The following is a 23,543-nucleotide window of genomic DNA, read 5'->3' as shown; positions in this document are numbered from 1 at the left end:
AGGACGCCATCAATGCAGGCCCGATCCCATGGGTTCTTCAACTTCCGACAGCATGAGAGGTGATGGGTGTGTCCGAGCAGTTGCGTGACCGGAAGGTCGCGATCCTGGCGGCGAACGGCCTCGAACAGGTCGAGTACGAGCAGCCACGCACTGCGGTCGAAGAGGCCGGCGGTACCGTCCATTTGGTGTCCATCGAGGACGGCAAGGTGCAGGCGATGCACCACGACATCGAGAAGGGTGACACGTTCGCCGTGGACCGGCCGGTGTCGCAGGTCCGGGTCGAGGAGTTCGACGCGTTGATCCTGCCGGGCGGCACGATCAACCCGGACCGGCTCCGTGCCGACCCGGACGCGGTGGAGTTCGTCCGGTCGTTCGTTGCGTCCGGCAAGCCGGTGGCGGCGATCTGCCACGGACCTTGGACGCTGGCCGAACCCGGTGTGCTTCCGGGGCGGCGGCTGACGTCGTACCCGAGTATCCGGACCGACCTGCGCAACGCCGGCGCCGAGGTCGTCGACGAGGAGGTCGTTGTCGACGGCAACCTGATCACCAGCCGCAATCCCGGCGACTTGACGGTGTTCTGCGAAACGCTCGTCCAGCAGTTCGCGAAGAGCTAGGTCTGACGCCGGAACATGACCGGCACTGGCCGTCGTGCTGGCCAACACAGTTCACGTGGCGCTGTGCGGTCCCTGTCGCGTCCAGCTGCGCCGCCCAGGTGCGCCGCCCAGCGGCGGCGCTCGAGTCGTTTGGCACTGTGTGTCGCGGGTACCGGAAAGCAATGATGAGCAGAGCATGGCGAATGGTTGCTGCAGCGGCTCTGTTGGTGTTTGCACTGGCGCCCGCTGTGGTCGGCTTGGCAAGTGCACAAGCGGCGCCGGCGCCGTCTCCGACGCTGGGGTCGAACTCGCCCGCGCCCGACCCGCCGGGGTCAGCGGACTCGAGCCCGCGCGACTACAACGGAGCGGTCTGGATCGTGGCGGCCGTCCTGGTGGTCGCCGCCATCGTCGGGGGCGGGACGCTGTACCTGTCACGCAGCCGCCGCATGAGCCTGAACCCCCTCAGCACACCGGAAGACCGCTGGACAGCCGCGGACCAAGCCAGCTCCGCCGAGCGCCAGGCAGGCACTGAGCGACCCGCGCCAGACGAAGGCCGGGCAACTACCGAGCATCATCTGTCTGACGGGCGCTGAGCCGGCGGGTCTGCCTTGCCCGACGCGGGCGAGCCGGGCGCGATGAACGGCGGGGGCGACAGAGCGGGAGCGGTCGTCGATCCGTGACCAGTCGGCGACCGCTCCGCGGCCTTGGACGGTGCTACGTGCGGCGGGGGAGTTGCTCGTCGGGATCCTCGTCCGGATCGGGTTCTGGATCGGGGTAAGGCGATATGTCCGGGTCGTCCGGCGGCGCGGTCGGGTCGACGCGGTCCGGATCGCCGAGCGGTGGCACCGGGCCTTGCGGGCTGGGAATCGTGGACATGTCAGCCTCCTCGCCAACGGAACTGGTGCAGCATCGGTGCCCGTATCCGAGGCTCACATGCGTGCGTACGGCAACTTGTGTGACCCGGCGGGCCGGGATGCGCGAGACCCAGTTTTCGTGCCAACCGCACTCGACGTATCCCGGCTCGACCGAGCTATCGGCCGGTGACCGCTGACTGCTGACCGCGACCGGACCACGAGGCGCGGGCACCTGAAAGCTTCGGCGGGATCGCGGTCAGCCATGCCACGGTCGATGCCGGACTGTCCGGGCGGCCCCGCACCGTTGGAGGGCTCTGATCACCTCCATACCACCCCCGGGAGCGGCCCGCGTCAACCCGGCATCGTTGTCAGAAGGCAACGAATGCGCCGGCCGGTTCGCGGGTACCGCTCGAAGGGCGGAAGGAGTGCTGCTGATGGCCGTGAACTGGAGAACGGTCGGGGCGCTGACATTCTGGTGCTTTGTCGCCTGGTTGGCGCTGACCGCGCTGTTGACCGTTGAATCAGTCTTGGCAGGGCTCGGCGTCAGTCTGCTGGTCGCGTGGTCGCTCGTACGGCTCGGCCCGGTTGTCCGGCCCTGGCGGGTGGTGTCGATGGTCCGCCTCACCGCCTTCGTCGCGTATCAGGTGCTGCTGGCCAACATCTCGCTGGCCCGCCGGATCTGGACGCCGTCCTTGCCGCTGGAGACGGGCATGGTCATCGTGCCGACCCGATTCGGCGACGAGAGCCGTGTCGCCGCGGTGGGCATTGTCAGCTCGCTGATTGTCGACAATCAGATTGTCGACTTGGACCGGTCGCGGCACCAGCTGGTGTACCACTGCATCGCCGTACCGGCGGAGGGGCACCGGTACGACGAGATCAACGGCCCGTTGGAGCGCCGGATCACCGCGTTGGCAGGCGGAGATGGCTGAGATCTTCGGATTGTCGGCAATCGTCGAGCTCGCCGTGGCCGGATTGCTCGTGGTCCGGCTCGCGCTCGGGCCGTCGGTCACCGACCGCGTGGTCGCTCTCAACGCTGTCTCAACCCAGGCGACGCTCTCGCTGCTGTTCTTCGCCGCGTTCGCCGACCGCGCCATCTATCTCGACGTCGCACTGTGGATGGCGTCGTTCAGCTACCTCGGCGCGCTCGTCTGGGCGCGCTTCCTGGAGCGTGGTCTGTTGTGAGAACGGCAATCGTGATTCTGCTGTCGCTGACCGGCCTGTTCTTCTCGCTGTCGGGAGCGGTCGGCGTCCTGCGGATGCCTGACGTGTATTCGCGAATTCAGTGCACTTCGAAGGTGATCACGATGGGCGCGGTACCTGCCCTGCTCGCGGTTGCCGTTGGCAAGGGGTTGCTGTCGCAGTACGGCGTACACGCCCTGATGGTGGCGTTCCTGATCCTCGTCCTCAACCCGGCCGCGTCGCATGCTCTTAGCAGGGCGGCGTACAAGACCGGCATCCGCCAGTGGTCAGGTGCGGTTGCCGACGAACCGCGGGACCGGGGGAGGTCGTGATGTTCTGGGTGCTCGACTATCTGTGCCTGGCCGTCGTCCTTACCGGCGCGGTGCTGGTCGTCAGGCTGCGCAACCTGCCTGGTGCCACGATGGCGTTGTCCCTGGTTGGCACCGTCCTCGGCCTGCTGTTCGTCGTACTGGGCGCGCCGGACGATGCGCACGCGCAGATCGTGGTCGGCGCGATCGCGCTGCCGACGCTGTATCTGATCGCGATCGGCAAGACCCGTACTGACGTCGAGGACCGCAGCGAGCTGGGCGAAGACCCGGACGACCGGTCATGAGAAGGACGGTGACCGGATGGATCCTCGCCGCTGCGACGGCGGGGGTGCTCGGCCTGGGCGTGGTCGACGTGCCGCGCGAAGGCGCGGCGCTCCCGGACATCGCGCGGCAGGCGATGACGGTCGCGCTGCCGCAGTGGCGTACGACGGAACCGGTCAGCGAGGTTGTGTACGGGACGAGGGCGTTCGACACATTCGGTGAGACGTTCCTGCTGCTCGCCGCGGTGGTCAGTGTGCTCCTGCTCGCCCGGCATCGCGAACGGCGGCGCGAGTACTTCGGTGAAGAGGAGGCCGGGCAGGAGGAGCAGCAGTACGAGCACCCGGGCGACAAACCCGTCGGCCCGACCGAACGGGTCGCCCGCGCCGCCGACGCCCGTGAGAATGACGAAGCCTCCGGGGCCGAGGAAGGCGCTCGTGAGGGGGCCGGGGGCGCGGACGGCGTGCCTCAGGCTGGTGCTCGTGAAGCCGGCGGATCTGCGGAGGGCGGGCGCGGGGGACCAGGCCCTGCGCCGCGCACCCCGGATGCCGAGCCCGTTGGTGTGTCTGTGCCCGAGCCGGCGCAGGCGATGACGGTTGTGGTCCGGGTCGCGGTCAGATGCGTGCTGCCGCTCCTCGCGGTCGCCGGCTTCTACCTGGTGCTGGAGGGGTACTCGCCGGGTGGCGGCTTCCCAGCCGGAGTCGTCCTAGTCGGGCTCGTGGTGCTCGTCTACGCAGCCTTCGGGTACCGGCGCATCGCCGCACTGGTCCGGCCCGGCCCGCTGGAGGTCCTCGAGCTGATCGGCGCGTTGCTGGTGCTCGTCGTACTGGCGCTCGGTCTCGTACTCGAGGGTTCGTTCGGCGCGAACTGGCTGCCGCTGGCACCGGAACAGACGCTCCGCAGCGGCGGCACCATGCAGGCGTTCTCATTGGCCGAACTGATCGAGGTCGGCACCGGCCTGACGATCGTGATCTTCTCGATCCTCGCGATCCGGCACGACTGGATTCCGGCCAACCCAGACGGGACCGGCGACGCCGGCGAGGACCACCGATGATCGTCGCCAACTACCTCGTCGCCGTCGCGCTGTTCGCCCTCGGCGTCGCCACGATCGTGACCAGACGGACCTTGATCAAGATCGTCATGGGTCTGTCGCTGATCGAGTCCTCAAGCTACCTGCTGCTCCTGTCGATGGCGTACCGGCGAGGGTCCACCGCGCCGATGCTGCTGAAGCCACCCGGAGGCCAGCCGGAGCAGGAGCTTGCCCACGGCAACGTCGCGGACCCGGTGCTGCAGAACATCTGCCTGACCGCGATCGTGATCGGTGTCGCGGTCACCGCCGTACTGCTCGTTACCGTCGTGCGGATCGCCCAGCACTACCGGACCATGGACGCCGACCGGGTCCGCGACCTGCGCGGCTGAGAATGAATCCCGCGCTGCTCCCGCTGCCGATCGTGCTGCCGATCGTCGGTGCTGTGCTGGCTCCGCTGCTCAGCAGATGGTCGTCCCGCGCGCCACTGCTCGTCTCGTTGCTCGCCCTCGGAGGAGCATCCGGCATCCTCCTGCTGTTCGCTCCGGGTGTGTACGGCGGACACCTGGTCGGTCATGCGGTCGGCAAGGTCGGCCCGATCGCCGGCCGGCAGCTCGGCATCACCGTCACCGTCGAGCCGTTCGGCCTGACCTACGCGTTGCTCACCGCGTTGATCGGGACCCTGCTGCTGCTCTACAGCCTGTCCGAGCTCGGAGGTCTCGGCGCGCATGAGGCGGGCTGGTACGCCTGCCTGGCGCAATTGTTGCTGGCAGCAGTGATCGGTACGGCGCTCACCGCCGACCTGCTCAACCTGTTCGTCTGGTTCGAGGTGGCGGCGCTGGCCAGCTACGGGCTCAGCGGGTTCTTCCTCGAGCGGCCGTGGGCGCTTGAGGCGACGTTCAAGATGATGGTGCTGACGAATCTGGCCGGCTTCTTCGTGTTTGTCGGTACGGCGCTGCTCTACTCCCGCCACGGTGCCCTGAACCTGGGCCAGTTGCAGCATGCCCTGGCCGGCAACCTCCGTACCGCGGATCTCGTGGCGCTCGCTCTGCTGCTGGCCGGTTTCGGGACCAAGGCCGGGCTGATGCCGTTCCACGGCTGGCTGGCTGACGCGCATTCCGCGGCGCCGGGTCCGGTCTCGGCGATGTTCTCCGGCCTGATGGTCAACCTCGGAGTGGTGGCGATTGCCCGTGTTGCGCTCGACGTGTACGCCGTACACGGGACCGCGTTGCCCGGCATCCTGCTCGTCCTGGGTCCGGTCTCGGCGATCGCTGGTGCGGCGCTCGCGCTGGGACAGGATGACCTGAAGCGGCTGCTCGCCTACGACACCGTCTCGCAGATGGGCGTGCTGCTGACCGCCGTCGGCGCGGGCTCGCTGACGGCCGTCACCGGGTTCGTCTATCACCTGATCGATCACGCGCTGTTCAAGACGCTGCTGTTCCTGTGCGCCGGAGCGATCGTGCATGCCACGGGGATGACCAGGCTCTCGCAGATGGGCGGCCTGGCCCGCCACCGGCCGCTGGCGACGGCGGCATTTCTGCTCGGTACGGCGTCCATCGCCGGCGTGCCGCCGCTGAACGGCTACGCGTCGTTGGGGCTCATCCATGATGGGCTCCGGGCGGACCATCCGGCCGCGTTCGTCGCGGTACTCCTGGCCCAAGTCCTCACAGTCGCCGCGCTCGGCCGGGCGACATACCTGGCGTTCTTCCGGCGGCGGGACGACGACTACGACCCGTTGGAGCGGAGGCGTCCGGGCGCGCTGGTCGCGTTCGGTGTGCTGGCGGCCGGTTGTGTGGCGTTCGGCGTACTGCCGCGCTTCGTCATCGACCGCATCGCCGCCCCGGCCGCCGCCGTACTGCTCGACCAGAACGCATACGCCGCCGCAGCGCTCGCCGGCACGGCAAGGATCCATGCGACGACACCGTCATTCGAGTACCTCGCGCCCGGAGAGCTCCTGATCGCAGTCGGCTGCATCGTGGCGGGCGTTCTCGTCTGCGTCTGGTACGTACGTCGCTCCTCCGAGCCAAGGGTCATCGCATTACTCAGACGCCTGCACACCGGCTCGGTGAATGACTACGCTGCCTACTCGGTCACCGGCCTGATCAGCTGCGCCGCAGTACTACTGGCCATGCGCTGATCACTCGTCGTTCCGTGCGCGCTCCTCGGCACCGGTCTCCCCGGCGTCGGTGTCTTCACCGGCGACCCGCCCGACGAACTCCTCGCTGGTACCGGTCCCGGTGGCGGTCGGCGTACCACGGTCGGGGTTGCCGCCCATGGCCCATGTCATCGCCGTGGTGTTGTCGGCCGGTGCATCGGCCTCGTTGATCGTGTGGCTCAGGCGCCGCCGCTTGAACCGCTGCAAGATCGACATCGCACGCTCCTCAGGCCGACAGTGCGAGTTGGAGGTGGCCGATGATCTTGCGGAGCAGCCGGGACACCTGCATCTGGCTGACACCGATCTCGGCGCCGATCTCGGCCTGGGTGCGGTGGTCGACAAAGCGCCGGCGCAGGATCAGCCGGTCGCGCTCTGGAAGGTTGTCGACGACCGGTCGCAACGAATGGACCTGATCGACGAATTCGTAGGTGTTGCCTGGTTGGGCGACCTCACGCGCTGGGATCGTGCCGTCGGCGTCTGTGCCCAGCTCGGCGTCCAGGGAGAGAGGTTGGAAGCATCCGCGGGCCTGTTCCGCCTGGGCGATCTCAGCGACGGCGATGCCGGTGGCCGCGGCGAGTTCGGTGTGGTCGGGCCAGTGGCCGAGGGTGGCCGCGAGTGTGGGCTGTACGGCGTTCACCCGGGACTGGATCTCTTGTAGCCGGCGGGGGAGCCTGATCGCCCACGCGTTGTCGCGAAAGTGGTGCCGGATCCCGCCGCGGATCATCGGTACGGCGTACGACCGGAAGTCCGAGCCGGGCGTCGGGCGGTAGTTGCGCAACGCCCGGATCAGGTGTTCGAGGGCGATCTGCTCGAGATCCTCGTCCTCCACGCCGCGGCCACGGTACCGCCGGGCGAGCGTACAGGCGAGCGGTACGCCGCTGACGATCGCCTCGGCGAGGAACCCTTCACGGCGTGGGCCGTGGCTGTCGTACGCGGCCCGGAGGAGGCGCTCGGTCCGGGCGGACTGTTCGGCATGGGACGCTTGGAACGGACTACTCGTTGCCATCGCGGGTTGTCCTGCCTGTGCCCGTCCCGGTCGAGTGCGGCGCATGGTTTGAACCACAACCGGGACCACCCACGGGTACCCGCTGGTGCGCGGCTGAATCGTCAGCGTTTCTGCCGGACGTAGGCCGGGAGTATCAGCCAGAACGCCAGGAACCAGAGCAGTACGCCGCCGACGACCGCCGCGGCAGCGAGGCGGGGGAGTACGACGTCCAACGCGATCAGCAGCCCGCCGCAGATCGAGACGACGAGACACGCCATGCCGCCACGGGCCAGGTGGTCGGCGATCGTGACGAGCTGGTCACGTCGCCCTTGCCGGTAGAGGAACCGGTGGAACGCGACCGGCGCGAGGAACAAGCCGACCGCGAGGGCGGCCGCGACGATCGTGCACGCGTAGACAGCGTGCGTGAACCCGTCTGTGGTGTGGAACTGGTTTTGGAACGCGATCCCGAGCAGGAAGGCGAACAGGATCTGCGTACCGGTCTGCACCAGCCGGAGTTCCTGCAGCAACTCGCTCCAGTGCCGATCGAGCCGCTCGCCGGACGTCTCCCCATTCCGCTCGTAGCCGATCGGGTCCATGCTGCCTGCCTTTCGTCGTCCCTGCCAGTACCCGGCGGGACGCTCCCGACACGTGAATGCACCGTGAGCGACTGGGCACCGGAGCTGTCCATCTCGAAGGAGGCACCACATGCGGGCACTGGTACTGAACTGCACGTTGAAGGCGTCGCCGGAGCGGTCGAACACCGACGAACTGGCCGCGGTCGTGGTCGACGGGCTGCAGCGCGAGAAGGTCGAGGTCGAGCGGGTCCGGCTGGTCGAACTGACGATCAAGCCCGGGGTCACCAGCGACGAGGGCGTGGGTGACGAATGGCCGTCGGTCCACGAGAAGCTCCTGGAGAGCGAGATCCTGGTGGTCGCCACTCCGACATGGGTGGGGCGGCCGTCTTCGGTCGCGCAGCGGATGCTCGAGCGGATGAACGCGATGCTCTCCGAGACCGACAACGGGCGTCCGGTCGCGTACAACAGAGTTGCGGGTGTCGTTGTCACCGGCAACGAAGACGGCGCGCACCACGTGATCTCGGAGATCAGCGGTGCGCTCGGCGACATCGGGTACACGATCCCCGGCCAGGCCTGGACGTACTGGAACAGGGGCCCGGGCCCCGGTCCAAGCTACAGCGAGACCGCCGAAGGCCACGACTGGTCGGCACGGACCGGCCTGGCGATGGCGTCCAACCTCGCAGCGGTCGCCCGCGCCCTTGAGGCCCACCCGATCCCGGCGAACGGTTGACGAGCCTGGTGCTGATGCAGAAAGCGATTGATCCGGCATCTCAAGTGAATTAATCGTTTGGTTGAATTATGCGCAGTGGGTACATGAATGTGCGGAAAGTAGCTGCGTTTCGTGGCATTTGGCGGGGGTACCGCGTCACTATTGCAATTTCCGGAACGGGGAAGGTCGTTAGGAGGACCCATGGGAATCGGAGTGTCCGTATTCCTGCTTGCGGTGGGTGGAATTCTCGCCTTTGCCGTCACCGACCGGGTCAGCGGCGTCGACCTGACCGTGGTCGGGTACGTGCTGATCGCCGCGGGTGCGATCGGGCTCGGCGTGGCGCTCATGTTCGCGAACCAGCGCCGGCGGACCGCGCACACGGTCGTCCAAGAGCGCCGCGACTTCGACGAGTGAGCTGAGTCGGGAGCCGAGATGCCTGACAAACGTGAGCAGCCCACTGCCCGTGAACTGCTGCTCGACGCACTGCTGGACAAGGTGGCCGAGGAGCGTTTTCCGTCGATCTCCATGCTCGATCTGATCGAGACGTTGCTCTGGCCGGACGAGGTCGAGATCTACGCCGAGGTCCTGGTGCACAAGATCCGTCGTGAGAGCTATCCCAGCCTGCCGATGCTCCGGCGGATCGCCGCGTTGGCCGATTGATCCGGCGCGCACTCAACGCCTTCTTGGAGGATCCTCCGAGGCGGCATTACCACTTCGTAGGAGAGTCATGAACACCAGCGCAAAGGTGGCTGCTGCCATCGCCAGCGGCTACCTGCTCGGCCGCACCAAGAAGCTGAAGCTGGCGATCACCGTCGGCGGACTTCTGGCCGGTAAACGCATAGCCACCGATCCACGAGCCATCGTGCAACAGCTCTCGACCCTGGTCGAGCAGAACCCCGAGCTGTCGAAGTTGTCCGACCAGGTGCGAGGAAAGCTCGTCACCGCCGGCCGGGACGCCGCTGTGTCCGCCGCGAGCCACCGGCTGAACCGCGTCAGCGACTCGATCAGAGACCGCACCGAACGGATGCTGTCCGCGGGAAGCGGTCACGACGCCGGCGAAGATGACAACGACGAGGACGAACAGCGCCCGCGGCGCCGCCGGAGGCCGAGCCGGCGTGGAAGCCGTAGCCAGGGGTCCCGCCGGGGTGGGAGGGACGATTATGCCGAATCGTCCAGCGACCGACCTGAGTCGATAAGCGAGGACCGTGACTCGGCGCACGACGAGTCCGAACGCAGTTCGTCCGGGCGACCCCGTCGTACTGGCGCCGCAGCGAAGAAGACGGCGGCGCGGGCTGAGAGCGGAAACGAGACGAGCTCGGGTACTCGGAAGTCGACAACTGCCAGGTCGAGCGCCTCGCCTGCGAAGAAGGCGACGTCGAAGAAGTCCACAGCGAAGAAGACCGCTGCAAAGAAGTCCTCCCGGCCGCGGAAGGGTGCGGCCAGCAAGACTGCCACGAAGAAGGCCACGGCCAAGAAGACGGCGAGCAGGTCGAGAGGCGGATCGTCGTCGCGGGGACGTGGGTGATCGGCGATGGCCCAAGGATCGCGTACCGAGCAATCGGGCAAGGGCGTCGAGAGCGTCTTCAGGGAGATTCTGGACGAGCTTCCGGTTGACCGGTTGAAGGACGAACTCCAGGAGGCGCTGTCGGCCGCCGCCGCACACGCCGCAGATCTTGCCGCCGAGAAGATCTCCGACCTGACCGGGCGGCTGACAGACGTCGCGGCGAACGGCGGCGTCGCGGGGAAGGCGATGCTAGAGGGCGGCAAGGCCGCGGCGACCGGCGGGTCACCTCTGCTGGGCGCGTTGAAAGGCGGAGTCATGGGGGCCAAGGACAAGGCGATGGAGGCGCTGGGTGGTGGGTCAGGCGGCTCCGGAGGGAAGGCCAACCCGCTCAAGGCGACGACGATCATCGAGTCGGTCGACGTCGGCGTACCGATCGACATCGTCTATGACCAGTGGACCCAGTTCCAGGACTTCTCAGGGTTCATGAAGAAGGTCGAACGGGTGGAGCAGAAGTCGGACGAGAAGCTCGACTTCAAGGCGAAGATCCTGTGGTCGCACCGGACCTGGGAGGCGACCATCCTCGAGCAGGTGCCGGAGGACCGGATCGTCTGGCGCTCCAAGGGGAAGAAGGGGCACGTCGACGGCACGGTGACGTTCCACGAGCTCGCGCCGAACCTGACGCGGGTGCTGATCGTCCTCGAGTACTACCCGCAGGGACTGTTCGAGCGGGTCGGGAACATCTGGCGCGCTCAGGGCCGGCGGGCGCGCGTCGAACTGAAGCACTTCCAGCGGCACGTGATGGTGAACGTGATTCAGCACCCCGACGAGGTCGAGGGCTGGCACGGCGAGATCCACGGCGGCCGCGTCGACCAGGGCAACGGTGAGGATGCCGACGAGGTCGACGAGGACGGCGGCGACGAGGAGTACGACGAGGACGAATACGACGAGGGCGACGAGGACGAAGTCGAGGGCGGTGACGGGGAGGAAGACCAGGACGACCTCGCCGAGGACGAGTACGACGAAGACGACGACTACGACGACGAGTCCGACGAGGACGAGGACGAGTACGACGACGAAGAGCCGGCCGACGAGTACGACGAAGACGAAGACGAAGACGAAGAGTACGAGGACGACGAAGACTACGACGATGAAGACGAGTACGAGGACGACGAGGGCGAAGGCGACGACGAGGAGTACGACGAGGAGTACGACGAAGAACCCGAGCGGCCGCGTCGCCGGGCGAGCTGATCAGTCAACTGGAAGGTAGACCCATGACCATCGCTGCCTCAGGCTCCCGCCGCTCAGGTGGCTATCTGGAACGGCCGGCGCCGAGCAGTCTCGCGGACGTCATCGACAGCATCCTCGACAAGGGCCTCGTGATCGACGCGTACGTCCGGGTCTCCCTGGTCGGCATCGAACTGCTGACCATCGACGCCCGAATCGTCATCGCGAGCGTCGACACCTACCTGCGCTTCGCGGAGGCCACGAACCGGCTCGACCTGGCCGAGAAGAGCAAGGACCTGCCGGAAGTGATCGAGGAGATGTCCGAGGGCGGAGCGGAAGGCAAGTCCCGCGGCATTCTCAGCGGCGCGAAGGAAGCCCTCCTCGGCTCCTCGAACGACGACAAAGGCGGGGACGAGGAAGAGGGCGAAGACGAGGACCAGTACGAGGAAGCCCGTCCGCGTCGACGGCCCGCCAAGAAGGCAACTCGCCGCCGGAGGACTGAGGAGTGACGATGACGACGCCGAACGACGTCGGCCTCGACTGCTACCTGTACGGCATCGTGGCAGCCGACCTCGTCGTACCGGCGAACCTCACCGGCGTCCAGAATCAGCTCGTCAGCCTGGCCCCGCACGGCGACGTGGCGGCGCTTGTCAGCCTCTTCGACAGCGAGCAACCGCTGGCGGGCCGAGCAGACTTGCTGGCGCACAGCCAGGTCCTCGATGCGATCGCGGCCGGCGGACCGGTCATTCCGGTTCGCTTCGGATCGATCATGCAGGATCGCGACACGGTCAGGAGTGAGGTTCTGGAGCCCGGACACGATCGGTTCCGGGCGATCTTGGGCGACCTCGAGGGCTATTCCCAGTTCACCGTCCGCGCCCGGTACGACGAACGTCAGGTGCTGACCGAGATCATCGCGGAGAACCCCGAGATCGCACAGTTGCGTGCTGCGACCCGCAACCGGCCGGACGACTCGTCGTACGGCGAACGTGTCCGGCTGGGCGAGTTGGTCGCGCACGCGCTCGAGGCGAAGAGCGCCGCAGATGCCCGAGCCTTGCTGACCGAACTCGAGCGTCATGCAGCCGCGGCACAGATCCACGACAGCGCCGGACTGGACCGGCTGCTCGATCTTGCTCTGCTCGTCGACAACAATTGGCGCAACGAGTTCGAGCAGGCGGTGGAAGCGCTGGCGGAAAGCCACGCCGGCCGGGTTCGAATGAAGCTGATCGGACCGACCGCGCCGTACGACTTCGTGGAGGAGCAATGGGCCTGATCACGGGGCTCCTCACCCTGCCGCTGGCGCCGGTGCGTGCCACGGTGGCCCTCGCGGAGCAGATTCGCCAACAGGCCGAGCGCGAGTACTACGATCCGGCCCTGATTCGCCGGCAACTGGAGCAGATCGACGTACTTCGGGCCGGCGGCGAGCTCGATCCGGATGAGGCCGCCGCGCTCGAGGACGAACTGCTTGCTCGGCTGATGGCGTCCAACGACAGGCAGCGCGGGGAGGCGCGGTGACCACGCCACGAAAGTCCACCCAGCGTCCTCCGCCGCCCAAGAGCGCACAGCGTCGTACGTCGAACGGCCGTCAGACGTCAGGAACCGTGAAGACGTCGCTGCGCACCGTTGCCGTGACAGCAGCCAAGGAGCTGGCCGAGCTGATCGGCCGAGCGCCGGAAGGCATTGTCGGCGTGGAGAAGCAAGAAGACGGTTGGTGTGTGCGGGTGGAGGTGGTCGAATCCCATCGGATCCCGGAGACGACGGACATCCTCGCGGTCTACGAGGTGGATGTGGACGACGCCGGCACGGTCCTCAGCTACCGGCGAACAGACCGCTACGTCCGCGGCCGGATCCAGGATTGAGGAGGCAGTGATGGCCGAACCAACGATCGTGCCCCACCGGGCGTCCATGGACCGCTATGGCATCGGTTCCCCGACGCCACGTCCGGAAGGACTTGCCGACATCCTCGAGCGGGTGCTCGACAAGGGCATCATCATCGCCGGAGACATTCGGGTGAACCTGCTCGACATCGAGCTCCTGACCGTGAAGATCCGGCTCCTCGTGGTGTCGGTCGACAAGGCGATGGAGATGGGAATCGACTGGTGGACCCGGGATCCGATGCTCTCCTCCGACGCTCAGGAACTGGCGGACGAGAACCGCACGCTCCGCGAGCGCGTCGAGCAGTTGGAGCGCGGCGATGGGTGAGACTGGGACGTATGTCTATGCAGTCGGTCGGCAACTCGACGAGCACGCCTGCTCGGCGCAGGAGGGCGTGGGCGATGCGCCGGTCCGGCTGCTCGCGCATCGCGACGTGCAGGTCGTGGTGAGCACCGTCGAACTGGCCGAGTTCGGTGAGTCGGCGTTGCGGGGGAACCTTGAAGACCTCGCTTGGGTGGAGAAGACTGCGCGGCGCCACGATGAGATCGTTCGACGGGCGGCGGCCGGCACCACCGCGCTGGCACCGTTCCGTCTGGTGACGATCTACCGTTCGGACGACGCGGCTCGCGATCGGATCGAGGAGTCGTACGACGAGCTCGCCCTCGCGCTCGAGCGAGTCGACCGGCGCAGCGAATGGAGTGTGAAGGTCTTCGGCCGGTCTGGGTCGATGCCGTCGGCACCTACTTCCGCCGAGCCCGCTGGATCAGGTGCCGCGTACCTGGAGCGGCGGCGGGCCGAGCTCCGGAAGCAGCACGACACAGCCGCGGACCAACTCGTTCTCGCCGACCAGCTCTTCTGGGAACTGGTGCCGGCATCGGTGGCAACACGACGCCTCGCGCCCCAGGACCAGCGTCTCACCGGCCGTCGCGCGCCGATGCTGCTGAACCTGACGTTCCTGATCGATGACGCCCGGTGTGCCGAGTTCTGCGGGTTGGTCAACAGGCTGCGGGGTGGATATCCAGCGCTCGACATCGAGGTGGACGGGCCCTGGCCGCCGTACTCGTTCGCCGTACTGGACAAGCCATGACCGTCGAAGCAGTGCGCACCGAGCCGAGCCTGGTGGACCTGCTGGACAGGCTGCTCGGGAAAGGGGTCGTGATCTCCGGCGACGTCGTCATCTCGTTGGCGGACGTCGATCTGGTACGGATCCAGCTGTCGGCCGTCATTCGATCGGTGCGGGAGGAGTGGGGTACGTCGTGACCGAACCGCTGTTGCCGCTCACCGAGCGGATAGAGGCCAATGCGGACACCGTCGAACGCGAACTGCTGAAGCTGGTGCTCACCATCGTCGAGCTGGTCCGTCAGCTGATGGAGCGTCAGGCGATTCGCCGGATGGACGAGGGCGATCTGAGCACAGCGCAAATTGAGGAACTTGGGCTGGGATTGATGCGACTCGAGGAGGCGATGACTGCGCTGCGCGACCGATTCGACCTGGCCCCGTCCGACTTGAACATCGACCTCGGGCCGCTCGGGTCACTCTTGCCCGACTAGCTGGTTGGAGGTGGTGACAATGATCGTTCTTCGAGGAATCGGCGCCGCAGTGATCTGGCTACTGGCCACCGGTTTGATGATCGTGGCGGCGTTGCTGTGCGTCACAGTGATCCTGCTGCCGCTGGGACTGCCGCTCATGGCGCTCGGGATCCGGCTGTATGCGTACGGCGTACAGCTGATGATTCCGAGCCGCCGTCCGAAGGCCAAGCGCAGTCGTCCCGCCGCAACGGGGCGCGGGCCTGGTGCGGGCCGGGCACCTGCCGGCCAGGTCACCGTCGCACCGGCGTCTTCTCCTCTCCGACGTCGTCCGATCGGGACATGACCCATCGTGTCGGTCTCGGACAGACCGGGGTATGGCGGCTGATCACCGCGGGACTCCTCCCGGCCCGCGGCAAGGAACTGCCGCTCGCCGCAAAGACGTGGAAATCCTGACAGGCCTGCGCGAAGGATGGCTGACGTCGGCCGCCGCGGCCAGAGCAACCGTGGCGATCTGGTCTGCGGAGCGATGCGGCGCAGGACCGCGGGACCGAGCCGCGCGGCCGAAGGCCTTGCTGACCTCATGTTTGCCTGTAACGCATGGCGCCACCGGCCGATGTAACTAGCGTCCGAAGTCGGGATGATGCAGACAGGCCAAGCGCTGGGGGGGTGAGCGGGCCGTGCACGTCATCCCGCCTTCGTGCGAACTCGCGAACAAACGACACCCGATTTCACGGTCAAAGCCAACCGGTGGACCGCCACGAAGTCACTCGGATCCTCAGGGCCGCCGCCGGCAGCCATGTGACCGCCCTGGAGACGATCGGCGACCCAACAAGCACTGTGGGCATGCCCACAGCTCGGGCGGCCTCAGTGGCGGGCGTTCCGGGACCAGCTGAAGCAGTACGCTCCGAAGGCCGCGATCCCGACCGCGAGCACGGTCAGTAGTACCGAACCGAAGGGCTGGCCTTTGATCGTGTGTAGTGCAGTGTCGAGTCCGCCGGCTTTCTGCGGGTCGTAGACGATCGCCGCCCAGCCGAACAGGACGCCGACAACCACGAAGGCGACCCCCTTCGCGGCGTACCCGACTCGGCCCAGCACAACGGTCGTGTGCGAGACACCGCCGACCAGGTCCTCAGTGAATTTCTTCGTGATCGCCTTGTAGACCTGGTAACACCCGATCGCGACGATTGCGACCCCGATGGCAACGACCAGGGCCCGGCCGCCGCCGTGCGCCATCAGCCGCCCGGAGCCCGACTGCTGCTGGCCGGTGCTCGAACTGCCTGAGCCGGCGGAGATCTTCACCGCACTGACACCGAGCACGAGGTACACGACTGCGCGCCCGATCGACGACAGCTTCTTGCGCAGGTCCAGGTGCCCCCAGCCGAGCTCCAGAACTCGCCACACGACCAACGCGAACAGCCCGATCGCGACGATCCACAGCAGCACACCGCCGAACGGTTGGCCGGCGAGCTCCTGCAAGGCACCCTGTTGCGACGCCTCCTGCGAGGATTTTCCCAATGCGAGTTGCAGGGCGATCCAGGCCACCAGTAGATGCACGACGCCGTACGCGATCAGGCCCAGTGTGATCGCGACGTCGTACGTCCGGCTGTGTTGCACTTTTTCCGCGGTACTCACACCCTGAAAGTGCCCACAGCGGAAACGGCCAGGTGAGCGTGAGTTGGGCTTGAGCCCAATCGGGTACCTGACTGTGTGGTCCAGAGCAGAGATCGTTCTGGCCTTGGCAGGAAGTTGTCATGAACCTGGAGCGGGCGGGCGGCAAGGCTCCGGAGCAGCCCGCGATTGATGTCGAGCGGTTCCGCAAAGAGCTGTCGCAGCAGCGGCAGTTCCGGCTCGAGCAACTCATCAGGCTGTCCTACGAAGCCACGGCGCCGTGCGACGCGGTTCTGGTGGAGGTACGAGCCGAGCTGACGGCACGGGCCGAGGCAAGCTCTGGGGGAAATCGACGCGGCGCTGTTCCGCATGTCCAGGGGCGCCTTCGGGCGGTGCGAACTGTGCTGGGCGACGATCCCCGCGGACCAACTGGAGGCGATCCCGACGACGCGCCTGTGCCTGCGCTGTGAGCAGCGTCGTCGACGGATTGGTACCAGCTGCGCTCGGCCGTGAATTTCGTCGTCTTTTGCGGGTACCGGCGGTGTGTTGACGAGGGAGGCAGCCATGCAGACATACCGTCTGTTCTGGAGAGCCGGAGCCGGTGCGGTCCTGCTGCTCTTGCCGCTGGGGTCGTCACGTTGTCGCTCCAGATTTGGCTCATCCTGGGGTTGCCGGCGGCCCTGCTCTGGCTGGCACTTTCGACGGCGGGGGACACCGCCGATGACCGCCGGGGGTTACGTCGGCGGATGGTTCGGGTGGCGTTCACGGTCTATCTCGCGACCATCGCAACGCTCGGATCCGCAGTGCTCATCGACTTCGGAGCGGCGGTCGTGCTTGCCCTCGTGCTCGGGAGTTCGCCGCGCGCGATCCGCTGGTACGCCGGTCGGCTCGGCTCGGACCGCTCGTCGGGGCACGAGCCGACCGCCCGCAGTACCAGCGAGCTGTGCCGGGAATGGCTCGACAGCTATGTGGAGCTGAATCGCGCGCCTTCGCCCGTGGCACGCCTTCGCGTTGTGATGGCACGCGAGCGATGCCTCGATGAGCTCGAACGACGTGACCCGGAGGGCTTGCACGCCTGGCTGGCGTCGGCAGCGACCGCCGCCGGCGATCCACGCCGCTTCTTGTCCGACACGAACGGCTGAACGCGGGACCTGCTAGCTGCCGAGAAGAGCTCTGGATCCTCTACCGCGGATGTTCAGACTGTGGCAGGTTGCGGGTGTCGACCAGGTCTTGGGCGACGTTGCGGAGCTTGCGGTTGTTCTGCTGGGAGTAGCGTTTCAGGACCTGGAAGGCGCGGTCGGCGTCGAGGTCGTAGCGCTCCATCAGGATGCCCATAGCTTCGCCGACGAGCTTGCGGGCATCGACGGCGCTGGCCAGGTTCTCTGCGTTACGCGCCGTGGCGAGTGCCACCGACGCGTGCCGCGCAAGAATGTGCGCCACCGCCTCGTCGTCTGCCCCGAAGGCATCAACCTCGGCGCTGTAGAGACCGAGAACGCCGACGACGCCGCTACCCGTCGTCAGCGGCACGTCGAGGACGCTCCGTACCCCCAGTTCGCGGACGCGATCGGCCCATTCGGGCCAGCGCTGGTCGATCGCGGTGTCCCGGACCACCACAGTGACGTGGTCTCGCATCGACTCCACCAGCGGACCTTCTCCGCCGCTCACCTGGAATTCGTAGATCTTCGTGACCACCGGATCGGTCGCTGCCGGCACCTCGAAATCACGACCGCGGACAGCGAGAGCGATCCCTGCGTAGGAGCAACTCAGTGCCTGCAGCGCGAACTCGACGACTACGTCGACGGTTTCCTGCACACCCTCGGATTCGTGCAGCTCGACCGCGAGTTCGGCGAAGCGTGCCACGATCCCGCGAGTCTGATCAACACCGCCCATCCTCGCTCCTCTCAGCGCGGCAAAATCCGCCGTAAGTCGAAGTTACCTGTTCGGGGACGTGGACGCATGGTTAGGCGTTGATGGGGTACCCGCAAGTCGGCCGTGCAGGTGATTAGCCTGGGTGGGAGAGTACGGCGATGCGGTGCCGGAGGTATCACGATGGATGACGGGCGGATGCTGGCAATCGGGGTCCGGGACCGGGCGACCGACGTTGTCGTGGCCGTCGCGGGGGAGCTCGATTTCGGGTCGACCCGTGAACTCCTGGCCGTCGCGGAGCCGCTGGCCAGGGCGGGCCGCTCGATCGTTCTCGATCTGGTCGATCTCACCTTTTGTGACTCGACCGGCCTCAGCGCGCTCGTGCGACTGCATCGGCAGGCCGAAGCCGCCGGCGGCGAGCTGCGACTCGCGCGGCTGCGCACGCAGGTCGAGGGGCCCATCGTCGTAACGATGCTGGACCGCTTGCTCGAAATCTGCCCCGAGGTGCCCGAGGCTCCAGCTGGGGCCGGTGCGGCGGGAGTCGACGAGCCGAACGCTCGGAGAGCCGATGCGCCATGACCGAAATTGGACCGCCGTTCCCTCCGGCAGACACGCCTACGTCTGACCTCGAGACCCAGGTGTCGGCCTTGCGGGCGGAGGCTCGGCTGGTCGATACCCTGCAAGTGATCGGACGGAGGCTGACTGCTCAGCTGGATCTCGGCGAGCTGGTCCAGGACGCCACCGATGCGGTGACGGGCGCCACCCAGGCCGCTTTCGGAGCGTTCTTCTACAACCTCGTCGATGAGTACGGCGAGTCGTACACGCTCCACGCCCTGTCCGGCGTACCCAGGGCGGCGTTCGACGGCTTCGGTACGCCGGCCTTCAGTGAAACCTCTACGGTCCGCCTGGACGACATCACTCAGGATCCCCGCTACGACTGCAACACACCGCACGGCGGAAGCCCGCTCGGGCACCTCCCGGTGTGCAGCTATCTCGCCGTGCCCGTCGTGTCGCCGTCGTCCCATGAGGTGCTGGGCGGCTTCTTCTTCGGCCATCCGGAGCCGGCCCGGTTCAGCGCCCGCCATCAGCAGTTGGCCGAGGGCATCGCCGGGTACACGGCGATCGCTCTGGACAACGCCCGCCTGTTCGCGGCGCACCGGAGTACGGCCGCTGAGCTCACCCGGAGCATGCTCCCGGTCGTGCCGTCGGTCGTCGACCTGGAAATAGCCTCCAGGTACCTGCCGGCGGCGGTCGGCTCCGAGGTCGGTGGCGACTGGTTCGACGTGATCGAGCTACCGGCCGGCCGCACCGCCTTCGTCATCGGCGATGTCGCGGGCCGGGGCGTCAAGGCTGCGGCAGTGATGGGTCAGATGCGGACCGCCGTCCGCTCCTACGCATCTCTCGACCTGCCGCCGGCAGAAGTCCTGCGCCACTCGTCGGAGCTGGCGCGGACTACGCCAGGAGCCGAATTCGTGACCTGCTTCTACGCCGTACATGACCCGGTCGACCGCACTCTGATCTTTGCCAACGCCGGCCATCCACCGGCAGTCCTCGAATCCCCGTCGGATGGACCGCGGCTGATCGGGGAAGGCCAAGGGATGCCACTGGGGGTCGGTGAGATTTTCCCGCAGGACGATGTCGAGTTCCCGGTGGGTGCACGGCTCACGCTGTATACGGACGGTCTGATGGAGAGCCGGGAACGAGCCATCGATGACGGCCTCGCCGAGCTGCTCGGCGCCCTGAACACCTTGTCGCACGACCCTAGCTTGCCCGCCGCCTGTGACCGGTTGATCGAGGAGATGACGCAAGGCCGCCATGACGACGACGTGGCTCTGTTGCACGTGCATCACGTCGGTGGTCAGCGCAGAGTGGCGTCGAGGCCGGTGGCGACCGATCCCTCGGCCGCCGCGGACGCGAGAGCCTTCGTCGCCGGAATCCTCGGCGACTGGAGGCTGACCGCGCTCACGGACACCGCGCTGACGATCAGTAGCGAGCTGGTTGCCAATGCCGTCCAGCATTCGAAGCAGCCAGGCGAATTGCGACTGCACTACGACGGCCGCTCGCTGACGATCGAGGTTGCCGATCGCGGCCCGGCGATGCCGCAGCTGTATCACGCGGCAATCGACGGTGAGGGGCATCGCGGGCTGTTCCTCGTCGACGCGTTCGCCAGTCGCTGGGGGACACGGATGACCCGGCGCGGCAAGGTCGTCTGGGCGGAGCTCAGCGCCGTCTCAGCGACCCTGGAAAGGCCGGTGGCTGCAGGATGACCGGCGTCCTCCCTGACGCGAAACCGATCGTGCCAACCAGCGGTCAGGAGCGCGATGACGCGCCTAGAGTGTTCGGTATGCAGCGTGAGCGAGCACCTGAGACCGGCGCGCCCCGTCACGTCTGCTGGCAGTACGACAGCCCCGACGAGTTCCAGGCCAAGGCGCGCGCGTTCCTCGCGGAGGGATTGTCTCGCACATACCGCGCTCTCTATGTCGCAGACAACCCCGAACAGTTGCAGGCCGATAGCATGATCCAGGTCGCCGGCTGCGAGGACTTCCTGCCGTCCGGGCCGCAGTTCGATCCTGAGAAAGCGCTTGGAGCATTCAACCTCGCGACCGAGAAGGCAATGGCCGAGGGGTTCGCTGGACTGTCCGTGGCTGTCGACTGCACGACACTCGCTCTCGATGCGCTCGAGTCCTTAGCGCGCTTCGAGTACCTGCTTGGTGAGTACGTGGCTACTCATCCGCTGTCCGCCCTGTGCGGCTACAACCGCTCACGCCTGGATGGCGAGCGGACCGCTCAGGTGGTCTGTTTGCACTCGGACAGCAACGTGGACGGTCCCGGTTTTCGCCTTCATGCAGGTGATTGTCGAACGCTCGTACTCAGCGGCCAACTCGATCTGTTCAGCGCCGACCTGCTCGCGCTGACGTTGCGCAGAGCGGCCCTCGAGCCGCAGAACGGTGAGCTGGTAGTAGACGCGTCGGCGCTGACCTTTCTGGATCACAACACTTTGTTGCGGCTGGCTGAGTACGCGCAGTCCTTGAGGTCTGTCCTCGTCCTCCGTACCAGTTGGCCGGGTGCGGCCCAGCTCGCCAGGCTTCTCGATGTATCGGGCGTACGGGTGGAGCCGGCACCATGACGGCTGGATTCGTCCACCCAGCGGTCTTCTACAGGTCGGACGAGGAGTACCTTGCGATGCTGCGGCCGTTCGTGACCGAAGGTCTGGCGGCCGCTCATGCTGTCGCCGTTGCGGTCCCAGGCCGAAGGCTGGACCTGGTGCGGGACAGCCTCGGAGATCTCGCCCATGATGTCGAGTGGATCGACATGGCCGAGGCTGGACGTAATCCCGGCACGATCATTCCCACGGTGCTGCGCCGGTTCGCCGATGCGTACCTCGGCCGGTACGTCCGCATCGTCGGCGAGCCGGTCTGGCCGGGCCGGGGCGCCGACGAGTATCCCGCCTGCGTTCAGCACGAAGCGTTGATCAACAGCGCATTCGCCGGTCGGGATATCACGATTGTCTGTCCGTACGACGTCACCGCACTCGAGCCTCGCCAGATCGCTGACGCCCGGCAGACGCATCCGCTGGTCTGGGAGGCAGGGGAGCGTCATCAGAGCCCGCAGTACGCACCGCAGACCGCCGTACGCCGTTTCAACCTGCCTCTCCCGCGAGATTCCCGCGTGGCGCAGTTCGTTGTGAAGGTGCAGAGGGATCTTCGCGCGGCGCGCACGTTCGTGGCGGAGCAGGCCGCCCGGTGTGGCGTGGGATCGCGGACGGCCGATCTGCAGCTGATTGCCACTGAGCTGTTGAGCAACTGTCTTCGGTATGCGTCCGGTGACTCTCGAGTGCGGATGTGGTGTACCGACGAATACGTCGTGTGTGAAGTCGAGGGCGGCGGGAATCTCGCTGATCCACTGGCCGGCCGTCGACCTGCGAACGACGGCCACGGCCGCGGGCTCCTGCTGGTGAACCAGTTGGCAGACCTTGTGCGCATCTACAGCAGCGGCCACGGCACCGCCGTCGCCGCACTCCTTCGGGCCGACCGACAAACGGATGGTGAGACATGACACGGTCTGAACCGGATCCACAGCCGACTGATCAGCGGCAGGTGGACTCGAGCAGCGAGGAGCTGTCCGCTGCAGAGGTTTTCGCACAGTTGGCGCTCGAGTTGCATGACGCGAAGGGTCTCGAAGAGACCGTCGAAGCCGTTGTCGACTTCGCGCTGCAGGCGGAGGCGTGCACGTACGCCGGTGTGATGCTGATCGCCCGTGGTATTCGCGAGGTCGGCGCGGTGACCGATCCGGTGGTTGCCGAGATCATCCAGTTCCAGCTGGACCGTGGCGAAGGGCCGATTCTGTCGGCACTGGCCGAGGGCGCCGCCGTGAGCGTTCCCGACATAACCGCCGAGACGCGATGGCCGGGAATCACCGAGCGGGTAGGCAGTTATGGTATCGGTTCGGCGCTACACGTACCACTGTGGCTCGACGTCCAGTTGCTCGGTGTGCTCTCGCTGTTCAACCTCAAGCCGAACGCCTTCGACGTGGATGACGAGGCGATCGCCCACATCCTGGCGCGGCACGCCTCGGTCGCTGTCGCGAACGCGCGGGACGGCGAGACGATGACCGCCGCGGTCGATGCTCGCAAGCTGGTCGGACAGGCGATGGGGATCTTGATGGAGCGCTACGACCTGGACTCCGATCGCGCGTTCGCCGTACTGCGAACCTACTCGCAGGAGACCAACACCAAACTCCGCGATGTCGCCCAGCAACTGATCGACAACCGCACTCTGCACTAACCGACCGTGTCGGAAGCTGATAGGTCGATCAGCGCCAGTCCGATGTCGGGTCGTTCAGTCTTGCGCAGACGGCTTCGCGTTTCCCGCACGAGGACTTCCAGAGTCGGCCACACGGAGCCGGCGAGCAGGTGTCCGCCACGCACCTGCCCGTCGGACAGGCCGAGTACGACGTGCAGGTGCGCCACAGGTCCGTTCTTCGAGGCCGCGATGTCGCCGAGCAGTGAGAGAACCTCACATTGCTGGCCGATCTCGATCCGCCGGTAGTCCTTGGCCGCTCGATCGAACCAGCCAACCGTCGCCTTGCTGAACGCCCCGACCGCGGTAACCTGCGCCGCCGTCACTTCCTGCTCGCGCGCGAACTGATTGATGATCTCAATCGCGTCGTCGCCTTCGTCCCCAACGACCGCGTAAGTCAGCACCTCGTGCCGATCTTCGAGCACACTCCACTTCATCCGCCACCTCCCGTCTTCGGCCGGAGCCATGCGATCGGTA

The 23,543-nt window shown here is 66.8% G+C and carries 36 protein-coding genes; 29 read left to right on the top strand and 7 right to left on the bottom strand.

Going from position 1 to position 23,543, the window contains the following annotated elements; all coding sequences use genetic code 11:
- Positions 1–62 precede the first annotated feature (62 nt).
- Positions 63–614, top strand: coding sequence for a type 1 glutamine amidotransferase domain-containing protein (locus ACFV9C_RS38430; protein ID WP_380201763.1), 552 nt, complete (start codon positions 63–65; stop codon positions 612–614).
- Positions 615–1,307: 693 nt separating this feature from the next.
- Here ACFV9C_RS38430 and ACFV9C_RS38425 read toward each other — a convergent pair.
- Positions 1,308–1,469: a hypothetical protein gene (locus ACFV9C_RS38425; RefSeq protein WP_380201761.1), complete on the bottom strand. Its 162-nt coding sequence runs from the start codon at positions 1,467–1,469 to the stop codon at positions 1,308–1,310.
- Positions 1,470–1,881: 412 nt separating this feature from the next.
- On the opposite strand from ACFV9C_RS38425, the gene ACFV9C_RS38420 reads away from it, so the two are divergent.
- Genes ACFV9C_RS38420 through ACFV9C_RS38390 form a run of 7 tightly spaced genes read left to right on the top strand, consistent with a single transcriptional unit; the run spans position 1,882 to position 6,377 of the window.
- Complete coding sequence (locus tag ACFV9C_RS38420) at positions 1,882–2,376, top strand: Na+/H+ antiporter subunit E (protein WP_380201759.1); 495 nt, start codon at positions 1,882–1,884, stop codon at positions 2,374–2,376.
- The gene (locus ACFV9C_RS38415; protein WP_380201757.1) at positions 2,369–2,629 is read left to right on the top strand and encodes a monovalent cation/H+ antiporter complex subunit F; all 261 of its coding nucleotides are present in this window, start codon (positions 2,369–2,371) and stop codon (positions 2,627–2,629) included. Before ACFV9C_RS38420 ends, ACFV9C_RS38415 begins: the two co-directional genes overlap by 8 nt.
- The gene (gene mnhG, locus ACFV9C_RS38410; RefSeq protein ID WP_380201755.1) at positions 2,626–2,958 is read left to right on the top strand and encodes a monovalent cation/H(+) antiporter subunit G; all 333 of its coding nucleotides are present in this window, start codon (positions 2,626–2,628) and stop codon (positions 2,956–2,958) included. Before ACFV9C_RS38415 ends, mnhG begins: the two co-directional genes overlap by 4 nt.
- Positions 2,958–3,239: a Na(+)/H(+) antiporter subunit B gene (locus ACFV9C_RS38405; RefSeq protein WP_380201753.1), complete on the top strand. Its 282-nt coding sequence runs from the start codon at positions 2,958–2,960 to the stop codon at positions 3,237–3,239. Before mnhG ends, ACFV9C_RS38405 begins: the two co-directional genes overlap by 1 nt.
- A complete protein-coding gene (locus ACFV9C_RS38400) occupies positions 3,236–4,267 on the top strand; it encodes an MnhB domain-containing protein (protein WP_380201751.1) in 1,032 nt (343 codons plus the stop codon). The genes ACFV9C_RS38405 and ACFV9C_RS38400 overlap by 4 nt, the downstream gene beginning before the upstream one ends.
- Positions 4,264–4,632, top strand: a complete 369-nt coding sequence (locus ACFV9C_RS38395; RefSeq protein WP_380201749.1) for an NADH-quinone oxidoreductase subunit K — start codon at positions 4,264–4,266, stop codon at positions 4,630–4,632. Before ACFV9C_RS38400 ends, ACFV9C_RS38395 begins: the two co-directional genes overlap by 4 nt.
- Positions 4,633–4,634: 2 nt before the next feature.
- Positions 4,635–6,377, top strand: coding sequence for a complex I subunit 5 family protein (locus ACFV9C_RS38390; protein WP_380201747.1), 1,743 nt, complete (start codon positions 4,635–4,637; stop codon positions 6,375–6,377).
- Here the strand turns inward: ACFV9C_RS38390 and ACFV9C_RS38385 are convergent, their stop codons facing one another.
- The 3 genes from ACFV9C_RS38385 to ACFV9C_RS38375 form a co-directional block, all read right to left on the bottom strand.
- Positions 6,378–6,611 (bottom strand): hypothetical protein, encoded by a 234-nt coding sequence (locus ACFV9C_RS38385; RefSeq protein WP_380201745.1) that lies wholly within the window; start codon positions 6,609–6,611, stop codon positions 6,378–6,380. It abuts the gene before it with no gap.
- 10 nt (positions 6,612–6,621) lie between these two features.
- Positions 6,622–7,401, bottom strand: a complete 780-nt coding sequence (locus ACFV9C_RS38380) for a sigma-70 family RNA polymerase sigma factor (RefSeq protein ID WP_380201743.1) — start codon at positions 7,399–7,401, stop codon at positions 6,622–6,624.
- Between the two features lie 101 nt (positions 7,402–7,502).
- Positions 7,503–7,976 carry a DUF6328 family protein gene (locus ACFV9C_RS38375; RefSeq protein ID WP_380201742.1) on the bottom strand — a complete coding sequence of 158 codons (474 nt, stop codon included), beginning with the start codon at positions 7,974–7,976 and terminating at the stop codon, positions 7,503–7,505.
- A gap of 109 nt (positions 7,977–8,085) precedes the next feature.
- On the opposite strand from ACFV9C_RS38375, the gene ACFV9C_RS38370 reads away from it, so the two are divergent.
- From ACFV9C_RS38370 to ACFV9C_RS38305, 14 genes are all read left to right on the top strand, one after another.
- A complete protein-coding gene (locus tag ACFV9C_RS38370) occupies positions 8,086–8,685 on the top strand; it encodes a flavodoxin family protein (RefSeq protein ID WP_380201740.1) in 600 nt (199 codons plus the stop codon).
- Between the two features lie 180 nt (positions 8,686–8,865).
- A complete protein-coding gene (locus ACFV9C_RS38365; protein WP_380201739.1) occupies positions 8,866–9,078 on the top strand; it encodes a DUF6458 family protein in 213 nt (70 codons plus the stop codon).
- A gap of 18 nt (positions 9,079–9,096) precedes the next feature.
- Positions 9,097–9,324 carry a hypothetical protein gene (locus ACFV9C_RS38360; RefSeq protein ID WP_380201737.1) on the top strand — a complete coding sequence of 76 codons (228 nt, stop codon included), beginning with the start codon at positions 9,097–9,099 and terminating at the stop codon, positions 9,322–9,324.
- A gap of 67 nt (positions 9,325–9,391) precedes the next feature.
- Complete coding sequence (locus ACFV9C_RS38355) at positions 9,392–10,189, top strand: hypothetical protein (protein WP_380201735.1); 798 nt, start codon at positions 9,392–9,394, stop codon at positions 10,187–10,189.
- A 6-nt stretch (positions 10,190–10,195) separates the two neighbouring features.
- Positions 10,196–11,416 (top strand): SRPBCC family protein, encoded by a 1,221-nt coding sequence (locus ACFV9C_RS38350; RefSeq protein ID WP_380201733.1) that lies wholly within the window; start codon positions 10,196–10,198, stop codon positions 11,414–11,416.
- A gap of 23 nt (positions 11,417–11,439) precedes the next feature.
- Positions 11,440–11,901, top strand: coding sequence for a gas vesicle protein GvpJ (gvpJ, locus tag ACFV9C_RS38345; protein WP_380201731.1), 462 nt, complete (start codon positions 11,440–11,442; stop codon positions 11,899–11,901).
- Positions 11,902–11,903: 2 nt separating this feature from the next.
- Positions 11,904–12,662: a GvpL/GvpF family gas vesicle protein gene (locus ACFV9C_RS38340; protein WP_380201729.1), complete on the top strand. Its 759-nt coding sequence runs from the start codon at positions 11,904–11,906 to the stop codon at positions 12,660–12,662.
- A complete protein-coding gene (locus ACFV9C_RS38335) occupies positions 12,653–12,904 on the top strand; it encodes a gas vesicle protein GvpG (RefSeq protein WP_380201727.1) in 252 nt (83 codons plus the stop codon). Before ACFV9C_RS38340 ends, ACFV9C_RS38335 begins: the two co-directional genes overlap by 10 nt.
- Positions 12,901–13,248 (top strand): gas vesicle protein, encoded by a 348-nt coding sequence (locus tag ACFV9C_RS38330; protein WP_380201725.1) that lies wholly within the window; start codon positions 12,901–12,903, stop codon positions 13,246–13,248. The genes ACFV9C_RS38335 and ACFV9C_RS38330 overlap by 4 nt, the downstream gene beginning before the upstream one ends.
- A gap of 10 nt (positions 13,249–13,258) precedes the next feature.
- Complete coding sequence (locus ACFV9C_RS38325) at positions 13,259–13,591, top strand: gas vesicle protein (protein WP_380201723.1); 333 nt, start codon at positions 13,259–13,261, stop codon at positions 13,589–13,591.
- On the top strand, positions 13,584–14,351 hold the full coding sequence (locus ACFV9C_RS38320) for a GvpL/GvpF family gas vesicle protein (protein ID WP_380201721.1): 768 nt from the start codon (positions 13,584–13,586) through the stop codon (positions 14,349–14,351). Before ACFV9C_RS38325 ends, ACFV9C_RS38320 begins: the two co-directional genes overlap by 8 nt.
- Positions 14,348–14,524, top strand: coding sequence for a gas vesicle protein (locus ACFV9C_RS38315; RefSeq protein WP_380201719.1), 177 nt, complete (start codon positions 14,348–14,350; stop codon positions 14,522–14,524). Before ACFV9C_RS38320 ends, ACFV9C_RS38315 begins: the two co-directional genes overlap by 4 nt.
- Complete coding sequence (locus ACFV9C_RS38310; RefSeq protein WP_380201717.1) at positions 14,521–14,814, top strand: gas vesicle protein K; 294 nt, start codon at positions 14,521–14,523, stop codon at positions 14,812–14,814. The genes ACFV9C_RS38315 and ACFV9C_RS38310 overlap by 4 nt, the downstream gene beginning before the upstream one ends.
- A gap of 19 nt (positions 14,815–14,833) precedes the next feature.
- Complete coding sequence (locus ACFV9C_RS38305) at positions 14,834–15,136, top strand: hypothetical protein (RefSeq protein WP_380201715.1); 303 nt, start codon at positions 14,834–14,836, stop codon at positions 15,134–15,136.
- A gap of 521 nt (positions 15,137–15,657) precedes the next feature.
- Here ACFV9C_RS38305 and ACFV9C_RS38300 read toward each other — a convergent pair.
- The gene (locus ACFV9C_RS38300) at positions 15,658–16,425 is read right to left on the bottom strand and encodes a DUF1206 domain-containing protein (RefSeq protein ID WP_380201713.1); all 768 of its coding nucleotides are present in this window, start codon (positions 16,423–16,425) and stop codon (positions 15,658–15,660) included.
- 345 nt (positions 16,426–16,770) lie between these two features.
- On the opposite strand from ACFV9C_RS38300, the gene ACFV9C_RS38295 reads away from it, so the two are divergent.
- On the top strand, positions 16,771–16,914 hold the full coding sequence (locus ACFV9C_RS38295; RefSeq protein WP_380201711.1) for a TraR/DksA C4-type zinc finger protein: 144 nt from the start codon (positions 16,771–16,773) through the stop codon (positions 16,912–16,914).
- A 125-nt stretch (positions 16,915–17,039) separates the two neighbouring features.
- Complete coding sequence (locus ACFV9C_RS38290) at positions 17,040–17,543, top strand: hypothetical protein (protein ID WP_380201709.1); 504 nt, start codon at positions 17,040–17,042, stop codon at positions 17,541–17,543.
- 40 nt (positions 17,544–17,583) lie between these two features.
- Here ACFV9C_RS38290 and ACFV9C_RS38285 read toward each other — a convergent pair whose 3' ends face one another.
- The gene (locus tag ACFV9C_RS38285; protein ID WP_380201707.1) at positions 17,584–18,291 is read right to left on the bottom strand and encodes a GAF and ANTAR domain-containing protein; all 708 of its coding nucleotides are present in this window, start codon (positions 18,289–18,291) and stop codon (positions 17,584–17,586) included.
- A 159-nt stretch (positions 18,292–18,450) separates the two neighbouring features.
- Here ACFV9C_RS38285 and ACFV9C_RS38280 point away from each other — a divergent pair, with 159 nt between their 5' ends.
- The 5 genes from ACFV9C_RS38280 to ACFV9C_RS38260 all read left to right on the top strand — a co-directional run bounded on the left by ACFV9C_RS38280 (position 18,451) and on the right by ACFV9C_RS38260 (position 23,051).
- Complete coding sequence (locus tag ACFV9C_RS38280; protein ID WP_380201705.1) at positions 18,451–18,846, top strand: STAS domain-containing protein; 396 nt, start codon at positions 18,451–18,453, stop codon at positions 18,844–18,846.
- 104 nt (positions 18,847–18,950) lie between these two features.
- Positions 18,951–20,534: a SpoIIE family protein phosphatase gene (locus ACFV9C_RS38275; protein ID WP_380201703.1), complete on the top strand. Its 1,584-nt coding sequence runs from the start codon at positions 18,951–18,953 to the stop codon at positions 20,532–20,534.
- 77 nt (positions 20,535–20,611) lie between these two features.
- Entirely contained in the window at positions 20,612–21,394 is a 783-nt protein-coding gene (locus ACFV9C_RS38270) for an MEDS domain-containing protein (RefSeq protein ID WP_380201701.1), read from the top strand.
- On the top strand, positions 21,391–22,323 hold the full coding sequence (locus ACFV9C_RS38265; protein ID WP_380201699.1) for an anti-sigma factor RsbA family regulatory protein: 933 nt from the start codon (positions 21,391–21,393) through the stop codon (positions 22,321–22,323). The genes ACFV9C_RS38270 and ACFV9C_RS38265 overlap by 4 nt, the downstream gene beginning before the upstream one ends.
- Entirely contained in the window at positions 22,320–23,051 is a 732-nt protein-coding gene (locus ACFV9C_RS38260) for a GAF and ANTAR domain-containing protein (protein WP_380201697.1), read from the top strand. Before ACFV9C_RS38265 ends, ACFV9C_RS38260 begins: the two co-directional genes overlap by 4 nt.
- On the opposite strand, the gene ACFV9C_RS38255 is transcribed toward ACFV9C_RS38260, so the two are convergent.
- A complete protein-coding gene (locus ACFV9C_RS38255) occupies positions 23,048–23,503 on the bottom strand; it encodes a PPC domain-containing DNA-binding protein (protein ID WP_380201695.1) in 456 nt (151 codons plus the stop codon). The genes ACFV9C_RS38260 and ACFV9C_RS38255 overlap by 4 nt on opposite strands.
- Between the last annotated feature and the right edge of the window lie 40 nt (positions 23,504–23,543).

It is taken from the genome of Kribbella sp. NPDC059898 (assembly GCF_042730855.1).
Classification (GTDB): domain Bacteria; phylum Actinomycetota; class Actinomycetes; order Propionibacteriales; family Kribbellaceae; genus Kribbella.
Note: the sequence above shows the minus strand (reverse complement) of the source record. Positions and strands in the feature narration are given on the sequence as shown.

Bases quoted from the DNA above. Each gene is read 5' to 3' on its own strand.
- ACFV9C_RS38315 (WP_380201719.1), top strand. From the start codon at position 14,348: ATGACCGTCGAAGCAGTGCGCACCGAGCCGAGCCTGGTGGACCTGCTG.
- ACFV9C_RS38335 (WP_380201727.1), top strand. From the start codon at position 12,653: ATGGGCCTGATCACGGGGCTCCTCACCCTGCCGCTGGCGCCGGTGCGT.
- ACFV9C_RS38255 (WP_380201695.1), bottom strand. From the start codon at position 23,503: ATGAAGTGGAGTGTGCTCGAAGATCGGCACGAGGTGCTGACTTACGCG.
- ACFV9C_RS38350 (WP_380201733.1), top strand. From the start codon at position 10,196: ATGGCCCAAGGATCGCGTACCGAGCAATCGGGCAAGGGCGTCGAGAGC.
- ACFV9C_RS38405 (WP_380201753.1), top strand. From the start codon at position 2,958: ATGTTCTGGGTGCTCGACTATCTGTGCCTGGCCGTCGTCCTTACCGGC.
- gvpJ (WP_380201731.1), top strand. From the start codon at position 11,440: ATGACCATCGCTGCCTCAGGCTCCCGCCGCTCAGGTGGCTATCTGGAA.
- ACFV9C_RS38420 (WP_380201759.1), top strand. From the start codon at position 1,882: ATGGCCGTGAACTGGAGAACGGTCGGGGCGCTGACATTCTGGTGCTTT.
- ACFV9C_RS38270 (WP_380201701.1), top strand. From the start codon at position 20,612: ATGCAGCGTGAGCGAGCACCTGAGACCGGCGCGCCCCGTCACGTCTGC.
- ACFV9C_RS38430 (WP_380201763.1), top strand. From the start codon at position 63: ATGGGTGTGTCCGAGCAGTTGCGTGACCGGAAGGTCGCGATCCTGGCG.
- ACFV9C_RS38370 (WP_380201740.1), top strand. From the start codon at position 8,086: ATGCGGGCACTGGTACTGAACTGCACGTTGAAGGCGTCGCCGGAGCGG.
- ACFV9C_RS38280 (WP_380201705.1), top strand. From the start codon at position 18,451: ATGGATGACGGGCGGATGCTGGCAATCGGGGTCCGGGACCGGGCGACC.
- ACFV9C_RS38325 (WP_380201723.1), top strand. From the start codon at position 13,259: ATGGCCGAACCAACGATCGTGCCCCACCGGGCGTCCATGGACCGCTAT.
- ACFV9C_RS38305 (WP_380201715.1), top strand. From the start codon at position 14,834: ATGATCGTTCTTCGAGGAATCGGCGCCGCAGTGATCTGGCTACTGGCC.
- ACFV9C_RS38320 (WP_380201721.1), top strand. From the start codon at position 13,584: ATGGGTGAGACTGGGACGTATGTCTATGCAGTCGGTCGGCAACTCGAC.
- ACFV9C_RS38265 (WP_380201699.1), top strand. From the start codon at position 21,391: ATGACGGCTGGATTCGTCCACCCAGCGGTCTTCTACAGGTCGGACGAG.
- ACFV9C_RS38340 (WP_380201729.1), top strand. From the start codon at position 11,904: ATGACGACGCCGAACGACGTCGGCCTCGACTGCTACCTGTACGGCATC.
- ACFV9C_RS38400 (WP_380201751.1), top strand. From the start codon at position 3,236: ATGAGAAGGACGGTGACCGGATGGATCCTCGCCGCTGCGACGGCGGGG.
- ACFV9C_RS38395 (WP_380201749.1), top strand. From the start codon at position 4,264: ATGATCGTCGCCAACTACCTCGTCGCCGTCGCGCTGTTCGCCCTCGGC.
- ACFV9C_RS38355 (WP_380201735.1), top strand. From the start codon at position 9,392: ATGAACACCAGCGCAAAGGTGGCTGCTGCCATCGCCAGCGGCTACCTG.
- ACFV9C_RS38295 (WP_380201711.1), top strand. From the start codon at position 16,771: ATGTCCAGGGGCGCCTTCGGGCGGTGCGAACTGTGCTGGGCGACGATC.
- ACFV9C_RS38385 (WP_380201745.1), bottom strand. From the start codon at position 6,611: ATGTCGATCTTGCAGCGGTTCAAGCGGCGGCGCCTGAGCCACACGATC.
- ACFV9C_RS38285 (WP_380201707.1), bottom strand. From the start codon at position 18,291: ATGGGCGGTGTTGATCAGACTCGCGGGATCGTGGCACGCTTCGCCGAA.
- ACFV9C_RS38425 (WP_380201761.1), bottom strand. From the start codon at position 1,469: ATGTCCACGATTCCCAGCCCGCAAGGCCCGGTGCCACCGCTCGGCGAT.
- ACFV9C_RS38365 (WP_380201739.1), top strand. From the start codon at position 8,866: ATGGGAATCGGAGTGTCCGTATTCCTGCTTGCGGTGGGTGGAATTCTC.
- ACFV9C_RS38415 (WP_380201757.1), top strand. From the start codon at position 2,369: ATGGCTGAGATCTTCGGATTGTCGGCAATCGTCGAGCTCGCCGTGGCC.
- ACFV9C_RS38360 (WP_380201737.1), top strand. From the start codon at position 9,097: ATGCCTGACAAACGTGAGCAGCCCACTGCCCGTGAACTGCTGCTCGAC.
- ACFV9C_RS38375 (WP_380201742.1), bottom strand. From the start codon at position 7,976: ATGGACCCGATCGGCTACGAGCGGAATGGGGAGACGTCCGGCGAGCGG.
- ACFV9C_RS38390 (WP_380201747.1), top strand. From the start codon at position 4,635: ATGAATCCCGCGCTGCTCCCGCTGCCGATCGTGCTGCCGATCGTCGGT.
- ACFV9C_RS38260 (WP_380201697.1), top strand. From the start codon at position 22,320: ATGACACGGTCTGAACCGGATCCACAGCCGACTGATCAGCGGCAGGTG.
- ACFV9C_RS38380 (WP_380201743.1), bottom strand. From the start codon at position 7,401: ATGGCAACGAGTAGTCCGTTCCAAGCGTCCCATGCCGAACAGTCCGCC.